We start from the raw sequence: 22,821 nt of genomic DNA on the forward strand, positions 1-22,821 counted from the left end.
CCACTACCCGCCAAATCAAGGCCTAGCAGGTGGGTTCTGACCCAGTTACCGCGCCAGAATATTTTCGGCTTGGGCCAACAAACCGCCCGTTTTGACGCGTGCATCTTCCCCAAACCTGCTTAGCTTGCAGCTTCATCTGTCTGTTTTGTTATGGGTCTGTTTGACTTCCTGAAAAAGAAACCCGAGGACGCTGCGGCGCCCGCTTCTGCTCCTACCCCTTCCCCTGCCGCTGCTACTCCCGGCGCGGATAGCCCCGCCACGCCTGCCTCAACCGAGCAGAACAAGCCGGCCGGCCCGCGCTATAAAGGCTCTAACTACCAGATGCCGGCCGCTCCCGCCGCGCCGCCCATGCCCCATATTCCGCCGGCGCCGCCCATTCCGCTGCCCGGAGCTTTCGGGGAAGAAGCGCCCCAGCTACCCGACTTTCAGCCCCTCAACATTCTGGAGCAGCTGCTAATGCAAGCTGCCGTGGAGCCCCAGTTCCGTAGCCCCTTCTACCAGGCCCTGCTGGGCGAGGAAGTGGTGGTGGTAATGGCGGGTAAGGAAGGCCAGGAGCCCGGCGAAATCACGCCCACTGAGGGCATGGAAATTCAGCTGCAGGCCCTGCACGACGGCAAAATTGCCGTTTTCACGGCCGTAGAACGTATTTTCGATAACGGCGCCGTACCCGAAGGCAGCGTAGCCTACATGCGCCTGCGCGGCCACGATTTCTTCACCATGGTGCAAGGAGCTGACTGTGCCCTGAACCCCTTCTCGGCCGTGGGCAAGCTGCTGGCCGCCGATGAGGTGCAGGCCCTGCTCAGCGGCCAGCTTTTTGAGGCTCCGAACCCGCAGGACATGCAAGTGTCGTTGCACCAACCGGAGCCCGAGCCCACCGAGCTGCTGGAAGGCCTGCGCGAGTATAGCGCCACTCAGCCCCACATCCGCACCGTGTACCTGACGGAGATGCGCGTGCAGCACAACCCCCAGGAAGCCCGCCTGCTGGTAGCCTTCGACACGGAGCAGCAGGACCCCGCCTTCCTGCAGGACCTAGGCCCCGTCATCCAAGGCAAAATTGGGGATGCTCAGTTCGTGGACCTCATGCTGATTGACCCCAACTCAGAGGAGCCCCTGATTCAGTACCTGCTTACTACCACGCCGGTTTACCAGCGCGCGTAACACACAACGAGCCCCCAAAAGTCAGCCTCCCCGATGATGCGTAGCAGGTGCTACCCACCATTGGGAGGCTGACTTTTAGGAGTTATTAGGCAAACCCAGAAGCAGAAAGCTTTAAAGACGCTTTTCACTTGACAATCATCATGCAGAGGTGCCGCCGAAGCATTCTGCCTGCTGATGACAGCGTTACTACCTCAATGACGCCACACCAGATGCTTCGTTGCGCTCTGCATGACGTTCCTTTTTTAGGTCCATTCAGCCTGATTTCTTTCGGTCGGGGTGAGCACCTGCTACGGAACCGGAACGGGCTTTATGGTTCGGCGCAAAATGGGTAGCAGGATAAAGTATAGCACCGGACCTAGTACCACGCAGGCTACCGCCCACAGGGCCAGGCCACCCAAAATAGCGTGCCACAGCAGCTGCAGAGCCCCTACCCAGTCGTGAGAAAATAGGTATTGCAACTTTGCCAGGGTTAGCTCGGGGCCGTGACTTCCCCAGAGTTTGGCTCCGCGGCTCATAAACGGGATGATGAGCAGCAACTGCACCGGGCTCCAGAGGTGAGCAATGAGCAGAATGGCCGCCACGTTGAGCCGCAGCCGCACGGCCGCAAACGTGGCCAGCAAGGTAGTCACGCCCAGCATGGGTACCAGCCCGAACGCAGTGCCTAGCGTGGCCATTAGCGCCAGCTGTCGGGGCGTCAGGCCCTGGCGCAAAATGCCCAGTAGCGGCTGCACCACGCGCCGCCGAAACCAGCCCTGGGCCGGCGGCGCGGAGGGCGGGGTGGTAGGCGGCGGGACCAAGGGCTGATTCACGGGTAACACAAGTTAGCGGCGGCTGAGCTGGCTGATACGGCAGCGGGGCGTTACCTTCGCAACCCGTCACTGTTCCGGCTGCGCGTCGCCGGTTATTTACGCGCCTCCGATGACAAAAGTACGTGAGTCTGGCCACGGCCGGCGCAACCTCTGGCTTGATTTCCTGATTCTGCTGCGGCGGGCAGCCCGGGAGTTTGGGGCCAACGACCCGCTACGGCTGGGCGCAGCCACGGCGTTTTTTACCACTTTCGCCCTACCCCCCATCCTGATTATCCTGATTCAGGTGCTGGGTTCCCTGTATTCCACGTCCCAGGTGCGGGTGCTGCTGCTCACCAAGCTGTCCAATTTGCTGGGCTACTCGGCTGCCGGCCTGGTGGAGCAAATTCTGCAAAACGTCAGCAACATTGAGCGCAGCCGCCTGGTAACCTGGCTGGGGTTTGGCTTCCTACTCTTCATTGCCACTACCCTGTTCGGCGTTATCCAAAGCTCCCTGAACCAGCTCTGGCAAATCCGGCCCAGCCGGCGCACCGACCGTTTCCATAAGGTGCTGAAAGAGCGGGCCCGTTCCCTGGGGCTGCTGCTGGCCACTGGCGTACTGTCCATGCTGGCCTTTCTGGTCGACGCGGGCCTAGCTTTCCTGGCCGACTACGTGCGCGACTTCGACGCGACCTTTGGGTTCGTGCTGTTTAAAATTGGCAACCAACTGGCCTCTCTGCTGATTCTGACGGCTTGGTTTGCCGTTACGTTTCGCAATCTGAGCAGCGCCAAGGTGCCGCCCCAGGCCGTGCTGCGCGGGCCCTGCTCACGGCCGTGCTCATTGACTTGGGCGAAACCGCTCTGGGCTACCTGCTGGTTCCGCGCAACTTGGGCCCCATTTACGGACCGGCTTCCAGCATTGTGCTGGTGCTGCTGTTCATGTTTTACTCGGCCATGATTTTCTACTTCGGCGCCTGCTTCACCAAAGCCTACGCCCACTACGTGGGGATGGACATCCGGCCCAAAAAATCCGCCGTGCGCTACAAGCTGGTGGATATTGTAGAGGAGAAGTGAGCTGGCGAGTAAAACGTCTGTCATCCTGAGCGCAACGAAGGATCTTGTCACCTGAGAACGGATAATCCCTGCATCGGCTCGTTCACGTCTAGGTCCTTCGCTGCGCTCAGAATGACAGACGTTTTTACTCGTCAGTTCACCAGCTCACTAGCTCACCGCCTCGCCATTTCCAATCCGCTACCTTTGCAGGACGAAATACCCGTTTATGACTTCAACTACCCCGTCCTTCGCCGACCTGGGCCTTGCCCCCGAACTAATACAAGCCCTGGAAGAACTTCAGTTTCAGGCTCCTACCCCCGTGCAGGAGCAGGTAGTTCCCATGGCCCTGGCCGGGCAGGATGTGGCCGGGCAGGCTCCCACGGGCTCGGGTAAAACGGCGGCCTATGGTCTTTCCGTGCTGCAACTCCTTGATTTAAAGCAAGATGCGGTGCAGGTGATTGTGCTAGTGCCCGCCCGCGAGCTGGCCCTGCAGGTGCGCGACGCCCTCAAGAAGCTGGGTAAGTTTCTGCCTAATTTGCGGGTAGCGGCCTTTTACGGGGGGCACGCCTTTCGGGAGGAAACGGCCTCCCTTACCCAGGCACCCCATATTGTGGTAGCCACCCCGGCCGCCTGCTCGACCACTTTGAGCGCCGCAGCATTATTCCTAACCAACTCAAAACCTTAATTCTGGACGAGGCCGACAAGCTGTTGGAGCTGGGCTTTCAGGATGAGCTGGTGGAGATTATTAAGCGCCTGCCCCGCCGCCGGCAAACCTTGCTGTTCTCGGCTACAATGTCGGACAAGGTGCTGGACCTAATCCGGAAGAACCTGACGCGTCCTCGGGTGGTAAATGCGGGCCAGGACACCGACGAACTGCCCGAAAACCTAACCCTCATCGGCCACGTGGGCACGGTGGAGAAGAAACCCGCTGCCCTGCTCCACTTGCTGCACCAGCCTGAAACGGGCCGCGCCCTGGTGTTCTGCAACACCCGGGAGCGGTGCATGGAGCTGACCCGCTTCTTGGTGGGGCGCGGGTAGCGGCCGAAGTACTCCACGGCAAAATGCCCCAGCCGGAGCGCGACAAGGCCTTGCTAAAGTTGCGCAACGGCTCGAGCCAAGTGCTAGTCGCTACCGACGTGGCGGCTCGCGGCATCGACGTGACGTTGCTGGACACGGTAGTGCAGTACGACGCCCCCGACAAGGCCGACGGCTTCCAGCACCGGGCTGGCCGCACGGCTCGCGCCGGCGCCGAGGGCACGGCCCATATCCTGGCCACCGACAAGGAGCAAGCCCACGTAAACAAGTGGCCAGTAGCCGCTTCCATCAAGTGGAAGGCCATGCACGCACCGAAGCTGCCGCCAGCGGCACCCAAGGCCCTGCGCCCCGAGAATGTAACCCTGCACGTTTCGGCCGGCAAAAAAGACAAGGTGAGTGCCCACGATTTAGTAGGCGCCTTCGTGAACGTAGGCGGCGTGTCGCGGGAGGAGGTTGGCCACATTGAAGTATTTGACTACTACAGCTACGTAGCCGTGCCCCGCCAGCAGGGCCAGCAGGTAGCCGAGCGCCTGGCCGGGGCTAAGGTGAAAGGCAAGAAAGTGCGGGTGTCCGTAGTAGAATAACGGAGCCGTGCCTGGGAGCCGCCCGTGGCGGGCAATGAGTAGAGTAGCACCTGAGAAACGCTTCTTCCGACTCGGAAGACGAACTTTTCTGAGTGCTGCTTTCTTGTTTATATATTGCTGCCAGCAGCTATGGGCAGCCCGTTTCAGCAACGCAACACGCCCGCGGCCAAAAGTGTCTTTGACACATACTGGCTGGGCAGCCCAGCAGGCAAAGGTAAATTTTAAAAGACTGTTCCTCGTTGGAAGTGGATCACCCAGATTCGGAATTGGCTTGGTTGCGGCGGCTGCGACACGACGACCAACGGGCCTTCGATGCGCTGTTTCAGCAGTACAGCGCCCGGGTGTATCGATTTGCTTACAGCTACCTCAAGGCCCGTCCTGCGGCGGAGGAAATTGTGCAGGACTGTTTTCTTAAGATCTGGGAGCGGCGCCACGAGCTGCGCGACGATGTTCCGCTGAAAGGCTACCTGTTCACGGTGGCTCATCATGCCATTCTCAATCAGCTTCGCCAGAACCGCTACCACCTCGCCTACCAGGATTACGCCCTGCTGGCCGGCTACCCTTCCACCCCGGGCACTGATACCGACGTAGCATTTGCCGAACTGGAAATGCTGTATCTAGCGGCTCTGGATAAACTACCGCCCAAGCGACGCCGAATTTTTACACTGAGTCGCCAGCAGGGGCTTTCCTACGCTGAAATTGCGCAGGAGCTGGGTATTTCGGTGAAGACTGTGGAAACCCAGATGGCTCAGGCCTTGCACTTTCTGCGCCAGTACTTCCAGGCCCACGGCACGGCGCTGGTAGTAATTCCGCTGCTCCTGGTACTTCTTTAATTGAAGGCTCCAAAAACTGGGGTGAGTGAGCCGTTACCTGCCGGCAACTTAAACTTTTTTCAAGAGACACTTGCTGTAAGCAATAGATTATCAGGCGCTTTTGAAAAAGGTTACAAAATCTGCATAAAAAATCATGTTGTGAGTCAGGGTAGCGGCCAGTTGGAGTGTATTACACTTTAGAACTCCATCCGTCCTGCTCTGCATGCCCGCCCACCCTGATAAAAGCGCTTTTCTCCAGTATATAAACGGCACCGCTACGGCCGCCGAAGCTACCGCCATGCGTACCTGGCTCGGCCAGCCCAGCAACCAGCTGCTGGCCCGCCATTGGATGAAGGAGCATTGGCACTCCTTCGATGCCAGCCCCCATGCGGTTCCCGCCTACCCCGAACCAGATTATGAGGCTCTGCTCCTAACCCTGCATCAGCGGCTAAGGTTTGATGTAGCGGAGCCGGTTGACATTGCGGACGACTCTGCTGGCGGCTGGCCCGGGCGCTGGCGATACTGGGCCGCAGCCGCCGCTACCGTGGCCATGGTCGCCGGAGGGAGTATTTTGTGGCAGCAACACGCACGCCCGGCTCCGCAGAGCTACGCTACCACCTTCGGCCAAACCCGCACCCTGCACCTACCCGACGGTTCCACTGTTACGCTCAACGGCAACTCCCGGCTCCGCTATGCTCCGAATCCGGCGGCCGGGCAGCCCCGGGAGGTGTGGCTGGACGGCGAAGCCTTCTTCTCGGTGCGCCATACCCCTAGCAATCAACGGTTTATTGTGCATACTACTGCCGGGTTTAATGTGGAAGTACTGGGCACCCAGTTTACCGTATTCCGTCGCCGTCAGGAGGCGCGGGTAGTGCTGCTCTCGGGCAAGGTGCGCGTAGACTTCGAGGACAGCACTCGTGCCGACCTGCTCATGAAGCCCGGCGAACTGGTGCAAACCCAGGACGACCAACCCCGCGCCCTGGTACACAAGCCCGTGCATACGGATGCCTACGCCAGCTGGAAAGACGAAAAGCTGGTGCTCGACAACACGTCTATGAGCGAGCTAGCTACCCGCCTGCATGACACCTACGGTTTGGACGTAGAGGTAGCCACCCCGGCGCTCCGCACCCGCCGCATGACCGGCACGGTGCCCGTGCAGGACCTGGAACTGCTACTCAAGGCCCTGGAAGAAACCTTCCACCTGAAGGCCGAGCGCCAGCAAAACCGCCTGATTTTCTCTGACTTAATTGCCCCGTAGCCGGACTCCCCTCTAGTGTCCGGAGCCACGGCTCATTCATTTCCATTTCCCACCGTTCCCACAATGAACCACACCCCTACCCGTTTAGGTGGCAGCCTGGCGTCTACGGCCCTTTCGGCCTGTGCATTGCTGCTACCCGCTCCGGGGGCCACGGCCTCCGCTCAACTTCTGGCCTCAAACCACTTGCCTACGCAACGGACGGAGACACCCGCCGAAACAGTGCTGCTCAAGGACCTGCTGGGCCGCTGGGAATCACAGTACGGCGTAACCATCTTCTACGAAAGCAACTTGGTGCGTAACAAGCGAGTAACCGCCCGCCCCGAGGTGGCCTCGCCCCTGGAAGAAAAGCTTACGGAAGTGCTGCCCCAGGCGGAGCTGACGTTTAAAAAGCTGCGCTCCGACTATTACGTGGTAGTGGCCCCCACCGCTGGTCCGGTTACCACGGCAGCGGGCAAAACAGTTCAGGCCGACGTGCCGGTTTCGGGGCGGGTAACACAGTCCAACGGTGAAGGGCTGCCGGGTGTAACGGTGGTAGTGAAAGGCACCAGCATCGGTACTTCCACTAGTTCCGACGGCAGCTTTTCGCTGAACGTGCCGGAGGGCAGCACGCTGGTATTCAGCTCCATCGGCTTCCTGAGCCGCGAGGTACCCGTGACGGGCGCTAACCCGGCCCTGAACATCAGCCTGAGCACCGATGCCAAGGCCCTCGACGAGGTTGTGGTAGTGGGCTACGGCACACAGAGTCGCCAGGAATTGACCACCTCCGTCACCTCGGTAAGCGCTGAGGAGCTGACCCGCCAGCCGGTGGCCGGCTTCGACCAAGCTTTGCAGGGCAAGGCGCCCGGGGTGCAGGTTACCAGCCCTTCCGGCGCTCCTGGCGCGGGTATTAACGTACGGATTCGCGGCAACAGCTCCATTAGCCTGACGGGCTCCCCGCTATACGTAATCGACGGGGTACCCATTCTGCCCACCTATGAGCAGGAACTGGCCGTGGGCGGGCAGCGCCCCAACCCCCTGAACGCCCTGAACCCTCAGGATATCGAGAGCATCGACGTGCTCAAGGACGGCGCCGCCGCCGCCATTTATGGCCTGCGCGCTTCCAACGGGGTAGTCGTAATTACCACCAAGAAGGGCAAGCTGGGCAAGCCCCAGGTGGGCCTGAGCGTATACTACGGGCAGCAGCGGCTGCGCAAGAAGCTGGACGTGCTCAACTCCCGCCAGTTTGCCGAGTACTACAACGAAGCCTTGGTCAACGCCGGCAGACCCGCGGCCTTCACTGACCTCAACAACCTGCCTACTGCTACCGACTGGCAGGAGGAAATCTACCGGCCGGCTGGCATTCAGAGCTACCAGCTCAACATCAGCGGGGCCACGGAGCAGACGCGCTACTACGTTTCGGGCGGCTATTTCAAGCAGGATGGCATCAGCCTGAACTCGGGCTTTGACCGCTACAACTTCAAGATCAACGTGGATCAGAAGCTGGGTCAGCGGTTCCGGATGGGCACTAACCTGAACCTGAGCCGCACCTTCACCAACGGCTCGGTGCGATCCGAGCTAGGCATCGGCAACTCCGGCACGGTGCTGGGCGCGCTGGCCCAGATTCCGACCATTCCGGTACGTACGGCCGATGGCCGCTACGGCACCAACCCCTTCCAAGCCTTCGACAACCCGGTGGGCAACTTGTTGGAAACGAATAACAAGGCTGTTATCTACCAAGCTATTGGTAACGCCTATGGCGAGCTGGACATTCTCAAGAACCTGACCCTGCGCAGCTCCCTAGGCCTGGACTTCCGCACACAGAACGAAAACCAGTTCATTACCCGCGACTACCCCGGCACCTCCAACGCCGACCCGGCCACGCGCGGCAGCGGGGCTACCTCGCTCAACCAGCAGGTTATCTGGCTGCTGGAAAACACCCTGACCTACAACCCCAACCTCGGCGACCGGCACAACCTGACCTTACTGGCGGGCCAGTCGGTGCAGGAGTCAGACCGTTTTACTTCGTCGGCGAGCGGCAAGGGCTACCCTGCCAACTCGGTGCCCTATCTCTCAGCGGTGTCGCAGTTCGATAAGCCCAGCAGCTACCAGGACCAGTGGGGTCTGATGAGCTTCTTCGGCCGGGCCATCTACAACTACGATGAGCGCTACCTGGCCACGCTGAGCATGCGCGCCGATGGCAGCAGCAAGTTCCGCGAGGGCAACAAGTTTGGATATTTCCCGGCTTTGGGTTTGGGCTGGCGCGTGTCGAAAGAGGCTTTCTTCCCGCAGAACACGGCCGTTTCCGAGCTGAAGCTACGCGGTAGCATTGGTGCCACCGGTAACCAAGAGTTTTACACCTATCAGCGCTTCTCGCGCTACGGCACGGGCTTCAACTATCAGAACGGGGGTAGCATCCTGGGTGGCATTGCCCCCACCAACATCGGCAACAACGATGTAAAGTGGGAAAGCACCACCCAATACGACGCGGGCATTGACCTGGGTCTGTTCAGCGACCGGCTGACCCTGACCCTGGATGGCTACCTGAAGAAAACTAGCGACCTACTCACGCTGGTGAGTATTCCGCTCAGCACTGGGGCCCAAGATCTGAGCATCATTCAGAATGTAGGCAAGATAGAAAACAAGGGCTTTGAGTTTGGCCTGAACTCGACTAACCTGCAGGGCGCCAACGGGGGCTTCTCCTGGACTACTAACTTCAACTTTACCATTAACCGCAACAAGGTGCTCGATTTGGGTACCATTCGTAACGAGCAGGGCGAAGTAGAAGACCGCCGCCTGCCGAGCGGCAACGGTTTCACACTGGTAGGTCAGCCCCTAGGGGTGTTCTACGGCTGGCAAGTGCAGGGCATTTTCCAGAACCAGGATGAGATTAGCTCCGCTGCCAAGCAGGACAACGCCGCCCCCGGCGACATTCGGTTCCGCGACCTAAACAACGACGGCATCATCAACGACAAGGACCGTACGGTTATCGGTAACCCTAACCCTAAGGCCATTGCAGGCGTCACGAACAACTTTGGCTACAAAGGTCTGGAGTTGAGCGTGTTTTTCCAGGGTAGCTTCGGCAACGACATCTACAACCAGAACCGCGAGACGCTGGAGGGCATGGCGGATCCGCTCAACCAGAGTACCCGGATTCTGAACCGCTGGACCCCAACTAATACCAATACCGACGTGCCCCGGGCCGTGCGCAACGACCCGAACAACAACCGCCGCATGTCGGACCGCTTTATTGAGGATGGCTCCTACGTGCGCCTGAAAAACCTGACGCTGGCCTACAACCTCCCCTCGACCCTGACCCGCAAGGCCGCTATTAGCAACCTACGCGTGTACGTGACCGGCCAGAACCTGATTACCTGGACTGACTACTCCGGCTACGACCCCGAAGTCAGCTCCGACCCGCAGTCGAATACGGGCTTTGGCCGCGACTTCGGTGTGTACCCGCAGGCGCGCACTTACACTGTGGGCTTGAACGCCACTTTCTAACCGCTGCCAGCCGTTTGCTGCTGATGTGGCGGCAAACGGCTTCGCGGCCCGGCGTTCTCGGTTTTCTTCCAGCTTTTCTTGAAATTCCCAATGAAAAAGATATTCATCCCTATTCTCGCCCTGACGCTGCTCTCCACGGGTTGCGACGTACTGGACAAAAATCCGCTGCCGAGCATTACGCCGGAAAACTTCTTTACCTCGGCCGATGACGCCGAGGCAGGCCTGACGGCCGCCTACGACGCCCTGCAGGGCACCGGCCTCTACGGTCAGGACATGATTGTGGTGGGCGAGATGCCTTCCGACAACTGCACCAGTGCCAACGGCGACGTTGCCGCGCTGGAAAACATTACCTGGAACTCTACCACGGGCCAGGTAAGAAGCATTTACCGCGACTCCTACATCGGTATCAACCGCGCTAACTCCATTCTGAAGTACGTGCCGGCTATCGACATGCCCGAGGCCCGCAAAAACCAGATTCTGGGCGAAGCCCGCTTCTTGCGTGCCCTGCACTTCTTTAACCTAGTGAAACTGTACGGCGGCGTGCCCCTGCGCCTGGAGCCCACGGAAACGGGAACGACGGAAGTGCTGAATCTGTCCCGCGCTACTGTCGAAGCGGTGTACGCCCAGGTTATTCAAGACCTAACCACGGCCGAGCCCCTGGTAGCTGCCTCCAATGCAACTCGGGTTACGCAAAACGCTGTCAATGCACTTCTGGCCCGCGTATACTTGACCCAGCGCCAGTGGGCTCCGGCCCAGGCCGCGGCAGGGAAGGTGCTGAGCGGCGGGGCCCTGGCAACTAGCTTCAAAACGCTGTTCCCGGCCGATAACAAGTCGGAATCCATCTTTGAGGTGCAGTTTGCAGGTAGCAACGACGGGGGCAATATCCTGCCTGACCTGCTGCTACCCAGCCCGCCCGCCACGTACTCATTCCCTAAGTTCAGCATCCCAACGCTGTACCGGCCCCAGGCCAGCGCCCAGCCGACGGACCTAACCTTTGTGGTGGATACGTTGAGCGACAAACGCTGGAGTTTCCAGGGCGTAACCAACGCCGGCCGTGACCACGCCAGCTACGTTGACGGCGGCCGCGGCACAGGCAACGACGACGGCCCCTTCGTCTACAAATGGCCGGGCAACCCCAACGGCTTCAACTCCCCGACAACACGTACGTGTTGCGCTACGCTGATGTCGTGCTAATGTATGCCGAGGCAACCAACGAGTTGTCGGGCCCTACCGCCGACGCCATAGCCAAGCTCAACCTGATCCGGCAGCGGGCTGGCCTGGCTGAGTTGACCAGCGCTTCGCCGCAAGCCGCCGGCAAGCAGGCCTTGCGCACGGAGATTGACCGACAGCGCCGTCTGGAGCTAGCCTTCGAAGGGGAGCGGTGGTTTGACTTGCTGCGCTATGCCCGCCACGAGCAGGCTGACCCCTCGGCCGACCACGCCGTAACGGCCTTGGACGTTATTAAGGCGCAACGCAAAACGGCCACCGCCGACGTTAACTACCTGCTATTCCCTATTCCGCTGGACGAGTTGAACACCAACCTGAACGTGCAGCAGAATCCGGGGTATTAATCCGTCGCAAAGGCCAGTCCAGCAAAGCCAAAACGTTGGGCTGGCCTTATCCGGAACCAGACGGATAACCCACCCTTTTTTCGTTGTTTCTTATCTGTAGAGGCCTACAACGGGTTAAGTCTCCCATAGCAACAACACCCCGAAAAAGCCGACCGGCACGTGTGCAGTAGGTGTATAAAGCCAGCAAACAGCGGCGAAAACGAGGTTTCGCGCGTTTGTTTTCTCCGCTAACGAGCTAATATATTTGGTTTATTACCCCTGCTGCCGTCGGCGTCTTTTTCCTTCCTGAGGCCTGGGTGCTTTATCCTCTTCAAGCACCGTGCCCCACCTCATCTTCGTTCTTTCCCGCACCTGACTTTTACCCAAGCTGATTGCCAGCAGCCTTGGGTTGCCCTACCCCAGCGGCTTCGCTAGACTGCTGGGTTACCTGGGGCCGGTTTGCTAAAGGGGAGCAAGCCGGCCCTCCCGGGGCTTTGGTAATGGCAGCCTTCCCATGGGAACCGGCTACCTTACCCTCCGAAGCCACTGCTAGGCTTTGCTCTTAATCCTCAAACTCCCTTTCCCTTCCTTCCCACCATGGCTGCCCCTATTTCCGCCTCACCTCTTGCTCCGGCCACCGCTACCCCACCCGGCACCGAAGTGCCCCGTTACACCTCGGCCCTGGCTTCGCTGACAGTTTTGTTTTTCATGATGGGTTTTATTACCTGCCTGAACGACATTCTGATTCCGTATCTAAAAGCCATTTTCCAGCTCAGCTACACCCAGGCCAACCTGATTAACCTGTGCTTTTTCGGGGCCTATTTCGTGATGGGTATTCCGGCCGGCAAGCTGGTGCAGCGCATCGGCTACAAGGGTGGCATGCTGGCGGGCTTTCTGATTGCGGCCCTGGGCGCCTTCCTGTTCTACCCCGCCGCCGACAGCCGCAGCTACGAATTGTTTCTGGGCGCCTTATTCGTGCTGGCTACGGGCGTAGTGCTGCTGCAAGTAGCCGGTAACCCCTACGTAGCCATCCTGGGTCCGGCCAAATCGGCCCCGGCTCGCCTCACGCTCACCCAGGCTTTTAACTCCCTGGGTACTACCGTAGCCCCGCTGCTGGGCTCGGCCCTGATTCTCTCGAACCTGCCGGACCTGGAGTCAGCGGCTTCCGCCGCGGCCATCGATGTGAAGGCCGTCCAGATTCCCTACCTCTGTATTGGGGCGGTACTGATTGTGATAAGCGTGCTGCTAGGGATGTTAAAGCTGCCCACCATTGTGCATGCCCACACCGAAGAAGACTCCACCCGTCGGGCCTACCACTACCGCCACCTCATCTTCGGCGTCATTGGCATCTTTGCCTATGTAGGCGGCGAAGTGGCCATTGGCTCGCACATTGTTTCCTACTTGCACCTACCTGACGTGATGAACCTCACGCCCAAAGTAGCCGGCGACAAAGTAGCCTACTACTGGGGTGGAGCCATGGTGGGCCGCTTCCTGGGCGCTTACCTGCTGGGCAGGTTTAATCCGGGCCGTCTGCTGGCCTTCAACTCGCTGGGAGCCGTGGTGCTGGTGCTTATTTCGGTTATGACGACCGGCGAAATTGCCATGTGGAGCTTGCTGGCCGTGGGTCTGATGAACTCCATCATGTTCGCCACAATTTTCACGCTGGCGATGGCGGGCCTGGGCCGCAATACTGAGGAAGCGTCTGGGTTGCTTAACGTAGGCATTGTGGGCGGCGCCATCATCCCGCTGCTCTTCGGTTTGGTGGCCGATGCCAGCACCCTGCGCTGGGCCTTCGTGCTGCCTGTCCTGTGCTACCTCTACATTATGTGGTACGGCCTGAAAGGCCATAAGCCCGCGGCGGTATAACCAGCGGCCGCGCCGTTGGAATAAGCTAACCGCTTGATCTATACTTTCTCACGCCCGACGTTTGTCGTGCGACGGCTACTCTTTTGCCTTTCTCACCCCTGCGTTCTGTATGTCCACTCGCTCTTTTACCGGCCTTTCGCTGGCGTTGCTCCTGGCGTTGGGCCTGGGTAGCGCCTGCCAGCGCCTGCCACAGGCTAGCCCGAAGCCAGCCAAAGGCACGGCTGCCTTTTGGCTGACCAACCCCGATAAATCGGTGCTATTTCAGGCCCAAACGGCCCCGACCTGGAGCACTGTTGCGCCGGCGGCCGGTACGCCGGTTATTGACATCGACGATCAGCAGACCTTCCAGACCATTGACGGCTTCGGATACTGCCTGACGGGCGGCAGCGCCCAACTGCTGCACGCCATGAGCCCCGAAGCGCGCAAGGCTATTTTGCAGGAGCTGTTTGCTACCGATGGCACCAACATTGGCGTGAGCTACCTGCGCCTGAGCATCGGGGCTTCGGACCTGGACGCCACCGTATTCAGCTACGACGACCTGCCTGAGGGCCAAACCGACCCGACGCTGGCCCGGTTCAGTCTTGCCCCGACCAAGCCCACCTAATTCCGGTGCTCAAGGAAATCCTGGCCATTAACCCGCGCATCAAGCTTCTGGGCTCGCCCTGGTCGCCGCCGACGTGGATGAAAACCAACGGCAACTCCAAGGGCGGCTCCCTGAAGCCGGAGTTTTACGACGCCTACGCCCGCTATTTCGCCAAGTACGTGCTGGGCATGAAGGCCCAAGGCATTCGTATTGATGCCATTACGGTCCAGAATGAGCCCCTGCACCCGGGCAATAATCCCAGTCTGCTCATGCTGCCGGAGCAGCAGGCCGAGTTCGTGAAAAAGCATCTGGGGCCTGTCTTTCAACAGGAGAAAATCGACACGAAAATCATCGTGTACGACCACAACGCCGACCGCCCCGACTACCCCCTCACCATTCTCAATGACCCTGAGGCCAAGAAGTACGTCGATGGCTCGGCCTTTCACCTCTACGCCGGCCCCATTGAGGCCCTGAGCCAGGTGCACGACGCCCACCCCGACAAGCACGTGTACTTCACGGAGCAGTGGGTGGGCTCCAAAAGCAAGTTCGAGGAAAACTTTCCCTGGCACATCCGCACCCTCATGATTGGGGCGACTCGCAACTGGGCCCGCACTGTGCTGGAGTGGAACCTAGCTGCCGACCCCCAACAGAATCCGCACACGCCTGGGGGCTGCACCGAGTGCCGCGGCGCCCTCACCATCGATGGCAACACCGTAACCCGCGAGGATGCTTACTACATCATTGCCCACGCCGCCAAGTTTGCCCGGCCTGGCTCGGTGCGCATCGGCTCCACTACCTCCGAAAGCCTGCCCAGCGTTGCCTTCAAAAGCCCTAGTGGGCAGCGGGTAGTGCTGGTGCAAAACAACACGAAAGCGCCCCAGACTTTCAGTCTCCGCTACCAGGGCAAAACCCTGACTTCCAGCCTGAATGCCGGCGCGGCCGGCACGTACGTCTGGTAACGCTCCGCTTACTCCGCCTGCTACCTAGCCTCCGGGACCCTGGGTAGCGGGCGGCGCTTTTTCCGACCTGAATACCGCTTTCCTTCCTGCGTTCCGCAACGGGGAGGCACCGCGCGCTACGTGGCGTCACCTGCTCCACTTACCCTGACTTGCTGGCCTTCCTAGGGCCTGTTAGTGCTTTTTCCACAACCAAACCCCACCACTATGAACACAACTACTTTTTGGACCACCAAGGTACCCCGCGCCGTGCGCTACCTGCCGCTGCTGCTGGCCGGCCTTGGGCTGAGCGAGGCGGCCGACGCGCAGAGCTTTCTGCGCGCCGATGGGCAACGCATTGTCAATGCCAGCAACCAGGAGGTTATTCTCAACGGCATGAACCTGGGCAACTGGGCTGTGCAGGAGGGCTACATGATGAAAGTGGGTTGGCCCGGCCTCGACGGCAAGCAAACCCAGGGCAAGGTCAAGAAGACGCTCTATAACGCCGGCATGAGCGACGCGGCGGTGGAAACCTTCTACCAGAACTACCGCGACGCCTTCATCACCAAGCCCGATATCGACTACATTGCCAGCAAAGGGTTTAACTGCATCCGCCTGCCCTTGCATTACGAGCTGTTTCTGACGCCCAGCCAGCGGGCGGTGCGCAACAGCGTGATGCGCGGCACGGTGTCGTACGACTCCTACGTGAGCCAGCTCACCAACTGGTACAACGCCAATCAGCTCTTCACCGACCCGGCCAATATGGCGGCGCTGCGCATGATTGACAACACCCTGGCCTGGGCCCAGGCCAACAACATGTACGTGGTGCTGGACATGCACGCCGTGCCCGGCTCCCAGGGCACCGATGCCAACATTGCCGACCAGATTGTGGCCAACGACCTCTGGAACCGCCAAATCAACCAGGACGTGCTCAACCGGCTGTGGTCGTTCATCTCGAACCGCTACAAGAACGACGCCCGGGTGGCCATGTACGACCTAATTAACGAGCCGAACAACTACCCCAGCAACCAGAAGATTCACGACGTATTTCAGCGCCTGATTACGACCATTCGCAATCAGGGCGACAACCACCTGATTCTGGTGGAGGGCAACGGCTGGGGCAACGACTATAACTACCTGGAGCCTTTTACCTTCCCCAACCGCGCCAACCTGGTGTACAACTCGCACCGCTACAGCGGCACGGGCTACGAGATGGATAACGGCGTGAACTCCACCGGCGGCGGGCCCAACGACCTGCGCTTCATCGGCAACCTGCGCAACTTCCGCACTACCCACAACGTGCCCATCTGGATTGGGGAAACCGGCGAAAACACCGATACCTGGATGCGCGACGCGGCCAAGAACCTTAACTCCGTGGGCATTGGCTGGTGCCACTGGACCTACAAGCGCTTCGAGGACCGTAGCAACCCGGCCTTCATGCACATCAACCCGCCCTACGTGGTGGATGGGCCCGCGGGCCTCAACCAGGTGCTCACCAATATTCGGTTTGCGAACTGCGTGCCCAACACGACGGTAGCGGCCGTATCGCCCAACCAGAACGGCATCGTGAACTACCCCGGCGGCGGCAATTACAACGGCACCGCCGCTACGCCCAGCGGCCCGGCCATCGGGCGCATCTACGAAATCAGCTCCAAAAAAGGCGGCAAAGCCCTGGAAGTGTCGAACAATTCCCAGGTGAACGGCGGCCGGGTGCAGCAGTGGACCTGGGCCAGCGTGGCCAGCCAGAAGTGGAAGCTGGTGGATGCCGGCGGGGGCTACGTGCGCATTGTGAACCTGAACAGCAACAAGAGCCTGGATATAGCCGGTCCCAGTACCGCCGACGGCGCCCTGACCCACCAGTGGGATTGGCTGAGCCAAGACAGCCAGTATTGGCAGATCATTGGTAACGGCGACGGTACCTACCGCATCATCAGCAAGTTCAGCGGCAAGGCCCTGGACGTGCAGAATAACTCTACCGCCGACGGGGCCGCCGTGCAGCAATGGACCTGGGGCGGCGGCGACAACCAGCGCTGGTGGTTCTCGGACCAGGGTGCGGCCCGGCCGGCCGCGGTGTTGGCCGCTACCCCCGGCTCGGCCGCCGACTTACGCCTGCAAGTCTACCCCACGGTAGCGAATACGGAGCTGAGCCTGCACTACACCGCAGCGGCGCGGCAGCAGCTAACCCTGCGCCTGCTGGACCTAACGGGCCGCGTGGCCGTTAGCCAGGTAGGGCGGGCCGTTACGCCGGGCGACAATCAGCTGACGGTGCCCGTAGCCAGCGTATCGGCCGGGGTGTACTTGCTGCAGGTAGATACCCCCGATGGGCAGCTCGTCCGCCGGGTGGTGGTGGCCCATTAAGCTTTGTCTGGAACCAGCCGGCCCCGGATGCTCGGGGCCGGCTTTTCTTACTGCCTATTGACAACACACGTACTTCCCTGACTAGTAACTCGTTCAGAAATGCCACGACCTGGCGTCCCACCTCGTAGATAAGGCCAGATAAGACTGAGCCAAGGGTTGGTTGCACCAAACTCAGCTCAGCAGTGTCTTTCCTTCGATTCTCGTCCCCTTTGCCATGCGCTTTTTCTCCTGTCTTTGCTTTAGCACGACCCTGCTGCTGGCGGCTTCGCCTGCTGCGTGGGCCACGGTGCGCCTACCCCGCCTGGTGAACTCCCACATGGTGCTTCAGCGCCGCGTGCCGCTGCCGCTCTGGGGCTGGGCCGCGCCTGGCGAGACGGTGCGCGTTACGTTCCGGGGCGCCACGGCCCAGGCCACAGCTGGCCCCGATGGGCGCTGGCAGCTCAAGCTTCCGGCCCAGGCGGCGGGTGGCCCCTTCGAGTTGGAAGTGAGAGGCCAGAACGTAATTCGGCTGACAGATGTGCTGGTAGGCGACGTGTGGCTGGCCTCCGGACAGTCGAACATGGAGTGGCCCCTGCGCGAGACGACCGGCGGGCCGGCGGCCGTAACGGCCGCCAATCACCCTACCATCCGGTTGTTTACCGTGCCGAACCGCGCCGAGTCGCGGCCCCAGCCCGAGCTGGCCGGCGGCGAGTGGCAGGTATGCACGCCGCAGTCGGTAGCTACCTTTTCGGCCGTGGCCTACCACTTTGGGCGCGACTTGCAGCAGCGCTACCAAGTACCCGTTGGATTGATTGCAGCTGAGTGGGGCGGCACCGCCGCCGAAGCCTGGACCAGCGCCGAGGCCCTGCTGAAACTCCCGGATTTCCGGGGGCCAGTGGCCGCCTTGCAAGGCCAGACCGGCTCATTTGTTGAGCAGGATGCCGCTTACGCAATTCGCTTGCGGGCCTGGCAGCAAAGCCCGGCCGGCCAGGACCAGGGCCTACTGCCCGGCCAGCCCACCTGGGCCGACCCTACCCTGACGACGACCACCTGGAAGTCCATGCAACTGCCAGGCATTTGGGAAGGCCAGAGCCCGGAGCTGCGTGACTTTGACGGCATTGTGTGGCTGCGGCGGGAACTCACGCTGCCCCTACTGCCGCCAATCAGCCCCTTACCCTGAGCTTAGCCCAGGTTGATGATCAGGACAGCACCTTTTTCAACGGAGTAGCCATTGGCGGTACCCGCGGCTACGACCAACTTCGGCGCTACTCAGTACCAGCCAGCCTTGTGCGCGCCGGCCGCAACATCATAACCGTGCGGGTCACGGATACGGGTAGCGGCGGAGGCATTTGGGGCAAGCCCACGGACATGACAGCCACGGTGGGCGGCCTCACCGTGCCGCTGGCCGGGGCCTGGCAGTACCGTCCGGCTTTCGACCCGAGCACCCGGCCCCGCAGCCCGTTCCCGGGCGGAACCCAGAACGAGCCAACGGCCCTGTTTAACGGCATGATTGCCCCCTTGCTCCCTTATGCGCTGAAGGGCATAATCTGGTACCAGGGTGAAAGCAACGCTGGCCGCGACGCCCAGTACCGCACCCTGTTTCCGGCTCTGATTCAGGACTGGCGCACGCGCTGGCAACAGGGGCCCCTGCCCTTCCTGTTCGTGCAGCTGGCCGGCTACATGCACGACGGCCCGGAACCCGCCGACACGGACTGGGCCCGCCTGCGGGAAGCGCAGCGCTTTACCAGCCTCACAGTACCCAAAACCGGTATGGCAGTGGCCCTGGACCTGGGCAACCCCGACGACATCCACCCCCGCAACAAGCAAGACGTGGGCCGCCGCCTGGCCCTGGTGGCCCGGCAGGTGGCCTACGGCGAAACCGACGTGGTTGCCTCCGGGCCTACCTTCGAGAAGCTCTCCACGGCGGGCAACCAGCTGCTGCTTCGCTTCCGAAACGTGGGCAGCGGCCTAGTGCTCAAGCCTGGCGCCGCGGGTACGCCCAGCAGCTTTGCCGTAGCCGGACCCGATGGGCGCTTTGTGTGGGCGCGGGCGCAGGTCCAGGGCAACACCGTGGTGCTGCAGGCCGATGGGGTGGCTAATCCGGTGGCCGTGCGCTACGCCTGGGGCAACAACCGCCCGGCTACCCTCTACAATCAGGAAGGGTTGCCGGCTTCCCCTTTTCGCTCCGACAACTAACCCCGCCACTACCCTCTTCCGCGGCCGCTACCCTCGCTACGGCATTCTTCTTCCTGTATGAAACTATTCCCCGGATTTCGTCTCGGATTGGCCTGTGTTCTGCTGCTTGGCGCGGCCGGCTGCGGCGGCAGCACCGACGACAGCACCCCTACGCCCAGCCCAGCCCCACCCGTGCCGCCCCAGCCGGCCGGCCCGTCTCAGGTTGCGCAGTGGCTAACGGCACCCGATAAATCGGCTCTGTTCTATAAAAGCACGTCGCCGCTGAACTTTCAGGCGACTAGCAGCCAGAACCCGACCATCATCGTGGACACAACCCAAACCTACCAGTCCATTGACGGCTTTGGCTACACGCTTACGGGTAGTAGCGCCATGCTACTCAAGCAGATGAGCGCCACAGCCCGGGCGGCCCTGCTCAAGGAACTGTTTGCCACCGACGGCGCCAGCATCGGCACCAGCTACCTGCGCGTTAGCATTGGGGCCTCCGACCTCGACGTGGGCGTGTTTACCTACGATGATGCCGCCCAGCCCGACCCTACACTGGCCCAGTTCAGCCTCGCCCCGGATAAAGTCAATCTAGTTCCGGTGCTCAAGGAAATTCTGGCTATCAACCCCAGTATCAAGATTCTGGGCTCGCCCTGGACGGCCCCGCGGTGGATGAAAACCAACAACAGCTACATCGGGGGGGCGCTGAAACCGGAGTATTACGCGGCCTATGCCCAGTATTTCGTGAAGTACCTGCAAGCCATGCAGGCTGAAGGCATCCGGCTGGACGCCATTACGTTGCAAAACGAGCCCCTGCACGACGGCAACAACCCCAGCATGCTCATGTCGGCGCTGGAGCAGGCCACCTTCATCCGCGACCATGTGGGCCCGGCCCTGCGCGCGGCTGGTCTCACCACCAAAATCATTACCTACGACCACAACCTGGACAAGCCGGAGTATCCGCTCACCATTTTGCGCGACCCGGGAGCCAGCCAGTACGTGGATGGCTCGGCCTTCCACCTCTACGCCGGCGACATCACGGCCATGACTAGCGTGCGCAATGCCTTCCCAAGCAAGAACGTGTACTTCACGGAGCAGTGGGTAGGCGGCCCCGGCGACTTTGCCGGCGACCTGAAGTGGCACGTGAGCAACCTCATCATTGGGGCTACCCGCAACTGGAGCCGCAACGTGCTAGAGTGGAACCTGGCCGCCGACCCCAATTATGGCCCCTACACTCCCGGAGGCTGCAGCACCTGCCTGGGCGCCCTGACCATCAGCGGAGACAACGTGACCCGCAACACGGCCTACTACACGGTGGCTCACGCCGCGAAGTTTGTTCGCCCCGGCTCGGTGCGCATCAGCACCAACGAGCTCGGCAACCTACCAAACGTGGCCTTTAAGAACCCCGATGGCAAGAAGATACTCATTGTACTGAACGCAGGCAACGCTACCCAACGCTTTGCTATTCAGTACCGTGGCAACGTTGCAACTACCTCGCTTGACAAGGGCGCAGTGGGAACCTACGTGTGGTAGGCCCGCTCCGCCCGACGGTCATTTTCTCTCCTGATTTCTCGCACCAGATTTTTTTACGCATGCAAAAATCCTTATTGGCCGTTCTAGTGGCGGCCGGCATTGGCACTACTGCTTCCGCTCAAAAACCTACGGCCACCGCGCCCAAATCGTACTCGGCGGCGGGCAAGCAGGTGCAGGTATACACCACCGCCGACAACTCCCAGCTCCGCTTAAGTGCCACTGACAAGCTCAGTTTCAAGGAAGTAGGCCAACCCCTGGAAACCCAGCCCACGGTGTTCGTAGACCCGACCCACACCTTCCAAACCCTGGTAGGCATTGGCGCGGCCCTGACCGATGCCTCGGCCGAAACTTTTGCCAAGCTGCCTAAGGCCCAGCAGCAGGAGTTTCTGCAGGCTTACTTCAGCCCCAGCCAGGGCATTGGCTACACCCTGGGCCGCACCAACATCAACAGCTGTGACTTCAGCAGCGACACCTACACCTACGTGCAGGACGGCGACAAGGAGCTAAAAACCTTTAGTCTCAAGCACGACGAGAAATACAAGATGCCCTTTATTAAGCAGGCTACAGCCGCAGCCGGAGGCAAACTCACGCTCTACGTAAGCCCCTGGAGCCCACCGGCCTGGATGAAGGACACCAAGAACATGCTGCAGGGCGGCAAGCTCCTGCCCGAGTTCCGCCAGAGCTGGGCCGATTACTACGTGAAGTTCATTAAGGCCTACGAGAAGGCTGGTATTCCGGTCTGGGGGCTCACGGTGCAGAACGAGCCCATGGCCAAGCAGAAGTGGGAATCCTGCATTTTCACGGCCGAAGAGGAGCGCGACTTCGTGAAGGGCTTCCTCGGGCCTACCCTGAAAAAAGGCGGCCTCTCGGACAAGAAGCTCATTGGCTGGGACCATAACCGCGACCTGGCGTTTCAGCGCGCCGCTACCCTCTTCGACGACCCCGAGGCCAGCAAGTACTTCTGGGGCCTGGGCTACCACTGGTACGAAACCTGGACCGGCTCGGGCATGCAGTTCGACAACCTACGCCGCGTGCACGAAACCTACCCCGACAAACACCTGGTGTTCACGGAAGGCTGCGTAGAAAACTTCAAGTTCGATAACGTGCAGGACTGGAAGCTGGGCGAGCGGTACGGCAATTCGATGATCAACGACTTCAACGCCGGCACCGTCGCCTGGACCGACTGGAACATCCTGCTCGATGAAACCGGCGGCCCCAACCACGTCGGCAACTTCTGCTACGCCCCCGTCATCGGCGACACCCGCAGCGGCAAGCTCATCTACACCAACGCCTACTACTACATCGGCCACTTCAGCAAGTTCGTGCGGCCCGGCGCCCGGCGCATTGCCACCGCTTCCAGCCGCGACGTGCTGCAAACCACCGCCTTCCTGAACCCCGATGGCAAAGTGGCCGTGGTGGTCATGAACCAAACCGATAAGGAACAGCCCTTCCAGCTCTGGCTGAAAGGCCAGGCCGCCCAGGCCACCAGCCGCCCCCACTCCATTATGACGATGGTAGTGAACTAAGCTACATTTTCTGGCTGATTATAGCTGACGAACCCTTCATTGAACGTCCTGCTGAGCGCAGTCGAAGCCTCTCTACCGCTGGCTATACTCCTGACGTGAGGACAAAGCGGTAGAGAAGTTTCGACTGCGCTCAGCAGGACGTTCTTTA

At 60.7% G+C, this 22,821-nt stretch carries 15 protein-coding genes and 2 pseudogenes; 16 read left to right on the forward strand and 1 reads right to left on the reverse strand.

Annotated features, from left to right (window positions below; translation table 11 throughout):
- Positions 1–150 precede the first annotated feature (150 nt).
- On the forward strand, positions 151–1,158 hold the full coding sequence (locus MUN84_RS01975) for an enhanced serine sensitivity protein SseB (RefSeq protein ID WP_244696418.1): 1,008 nt from the start codon (positions 151–153) through the stop codon (positions 1,156–1,158).
- Positions 1,159–1,445: 287 nt separating this feature from the next.
- Here MUN84_RS01975 and MUN84_RS01980 read toward each other — a convergent pair whose 3' ends face one another.
- Positions 1,446–1,967, reverse strand: a complete 522-nt coding sequence (locus MUN84_RS01980; RefSeq protein WP_244696419.1) for a DUF2062 domain-containing protein — start codon at positions 1,965–1,967, stop codon at positions 1,446–1,448.
- 109 nt (positions 1,968–2,076) lie between these two features.
- Here MUN84_RS01980 and MUN84_RS01985 point away from each other — a divergent pair, with 109 nt between their 5' ends.
- The 15 genes and pseudogenes from MUN84_RS01985 (at position 2,077) to MUN84_RS02055 (ending at position 22,673) form a co-directional block, all read left to right on the forward strand.
- Complete coding sequence (locus MUN84_RS01985) at positions 2,077–2,901, forward strand: YihY/virulence factor BrkB family protein (protein ID WP_244696420.1); 825 nt, start codon at positions 2,077–2,079, stop codon at positions 2,899–2,901.
- Positions 2,902–3,336: 435 nt separating this feature from the next.
- A pseudogene (locus MUN84_RS01990) lies at positions 3,337–4,034 on the forward strand (DEAD/DEAH box helicase).
- A complete protein-coding gene (locus MUN84_RS01995; protein ID WP_244696421.1) occupies positions 3,995–4,615 on the forward strand; it encodes a DbpA RNA binding domain-containing protein in 621 nt (206 codons plus the stop codon). The pseudogene MUN84_RS01990 and the gene MUN84_RS01995 overlap by 40 nt, the downstream one beginning before the upstream one ends.
- 245 nt (positions 4,616–4,860) lie before the next feature.
- Complete coding sequence (locus MUN84_RS02000) at positions 4,861–5,448, forward strand: RNA polymerase sigma-70 factor (RefSeq protein ID WP_244696422.1); 588 nt, start codon at positions 4,861–4,863, stop codon at positions 5,446–5,448.
- A gap of 277 nt (positions 5,449–5,725) precedes the next feature.
- Positions 5,726–6,685 (forward strand): FecR family protein, encoded by a 960-nt coding sequence (locus tag MUN84_RS02005; protein WP_244696423.1) that lies wholly within the window; start codon positions 5,726–5,728, stop codon positions 6,683–6,685.
- Positions 6,686–6,748: 63 nt separating this feature from the next.
- On the forward strand, positions 6,749–10,165 hold the full coding sequence (locus tag MUN84_RS02010; protein ID WP_244696424.1) for a SusC/RagA family TonB-linked outer membrane protein: 3,417 nt from the start codon (positions 6,749–6,751) through the stop codon (positions 10,163–10,165).
- A gap of 90 nt (positions 10,166–10,255) precedes the next feature.
- Positions 10,256–11,359, forward strand: coding sequence for a RagB/SusD family nutrient uptake outer membrane protein (locus tag MUN84_RS02015; RefSeq protein WP_244696425.1), 1,104 nt, complete (start codon positions 10,256–10,258; stop codon positions 11,357–11,359).
- Complete coding sequence (locus tag MUN84_RS02020; RefSeq protein WP_244696426.1) at positions 11,332–11,736, forward strand: RagB/SusD family nutrient uptake outer membrane protein; 405 nt, start codon at positions 11,332–11,334, stop codon at positions 11,734–11,736. Before MUN84_RS02015 ends, MUN84_RS02020 begins: the two co-directional genes overlap by 28 nt.
- A 576-nt stretch (positions 11,737–12,312) precedes the next feature.
- Entirely contained in the window at positions 12,313–13,581 is a 1,269-nt protein-coding gene (locus MUN84_RS02025; RefSeq protein ID WP_244696427.1) for a sugar MFS transporter, read from the forward strand.
- A 109-nt stretch (positions 13,582–13,690) separates the two neighbouring features.
- Positions 13,691–15,123, forward strand: a pseudogene (locus MUN84_RS02030) (glycoside hydrolase family 30 protein).
- A gap of 204 nt (positions 15,124–15,327) precedes the next feature.
- Positions 15,328–17,457 carry an RICIN domain-containing protein gene (locus MUN84_RS02035; protein WP_244696428.1) on the forward strand — a complete coding sequence of 710 codons (2,130 nt, stop codon included), beginning with the start codon at positions 15,328–15,330 and terminating at the stop codon, positions 17,455–17,457.
- 214 nt (positions 17,458–17,671) lie between these two features.
- Positions 17,672–18,616: a sialate O-acetylesterase gene (locus MUN84_RS02040; RefSeq protein WP_244696429.1), complete on the forward strand. Its 945-nt coding sequence runs from the start codon at positions 17,672–17,674 to the stop codon at positions 18,614–18,616.
- Positions 18,559–19,632, forward strand: coding sequence for a sialate O-acetylesterase (locus MUN84_RS02045; protein ID WP_244696430.1), 1,074 nt, complete (start codon positions 18,559–18,561; stop codon positions 19,630–19,632). Before MUN84_RS02040 ends, MUN84_RS02045 begins: the two co-directional genes overlap by 58 nt.
- 57 nt (positions 19,633–19,689) lie before the next feature.
- Positions 19,690–21,147, forward strand: a complete 1,458-nt coding sequence (locus tag MUN84_RS02050) for a glycoside hydrolase family 30 protein (protein ID WP_244696431.1) — start codon at positions 19,690–19,692, stop codon at positions 21,145–21,147.
- 59 nt (positions 21,148–21,206) lie between these two features.
- Positions 21,207–22,673, forward strand: coding sequence for a glycoside hydrolase family 30 protein (locus MUN84_RS02055; protein ID WP_244696433.1), 1,467 nt, complete (start codon positions 21,207–21,209; stop codon positions 22,671–22,673).
- The last annotated feature ends 148 nt before the right edge of the window (positions 22,674–22,821 follow it).

It is taken from the genome of Hymenobacter sp. 5516J-16 (assembly GCF_022919335.1).
In the GTDB taxonomy this organism is placed as follows: domain Bacteria; phylum Bacteroidota; class Bacteroidia; order Cytophagales; family Hymenobacteraceae; genus Hymenobacter; species Hymenobacter sublimis.

Bases quoted from the DNA above. Each gene is read 5' to 3' on its own strand.
- MUN84_RS01975 (WP_244696418.1), top strand. From the start codon at position 151: ATGGGTCTGTTTGACTTCCTGAAAAAGAAACCCGAGGACGCTGCGGCG.
- MUN84_RS01985 (WP_244696420.1), top strand. From the start codon at position 2,077: ATGACAAAAGTACGTGAGTCTGGCCACGGCCGGCGCAACCTCTGGCTT.
- MUN84_RS02005 (WP_244696423.1), top strand. From the start codon at position 5,726: ATGCGTACCTGGCTCGGCCAGCCCAGCAACCAGCTGCTGGCCCGCCAT.
- MUN84_RS02010 (WP_244696424.1), top strand. From the start codon at position 6,749: ATGAACCACACCCCTACCCGTTTAGGTGGCAGCCTGGCGTCTACGGCC.
- MUN84_RS02015 (WP_244696425.1), top strand. From the start codon at position 10,256: ATGAAAAAGATATTCATCCCTATTCTCGCCCTGACGCTGCTCTCCACG.
- MUN84_RS02025 (WP_244696427.1), top strand. From the start codon at position 12,313: ATGGCTGCCCCTATTTCCGCCTCACCTCTTGCTCCGGCCACCGCTACC.
- MUN84_RS02035 (WP_244696428.1), top strand. From the start codon at position 15,328: ATGAACACAACTACTTTTTGGACCACCAAGGTACCCCGCGCCGTGCGC.
- MUN84_RS02040 (WP_244696429.1), top strand. From the start codon at position 17,672: ATGCGCTTTTTCTCCTGTCTTTGCTTTAGCACGACCCTGCTGCTGGCG.
- MUN84_RS02050 (WP_244696431.1), top strand. From the start codon at position 19,690: ATGAAACTATTCCCCGGATTTCGTCTCGGATTGGCCTGTGTTCTGCTG.
- MUN84_RS02055 (WP_244696433.1), top strand. From the start codon at position 21,207: ATGCAAAAATCCTTATTGGCCGTTCTAGTGGCGGCCGGCATTGGCACT.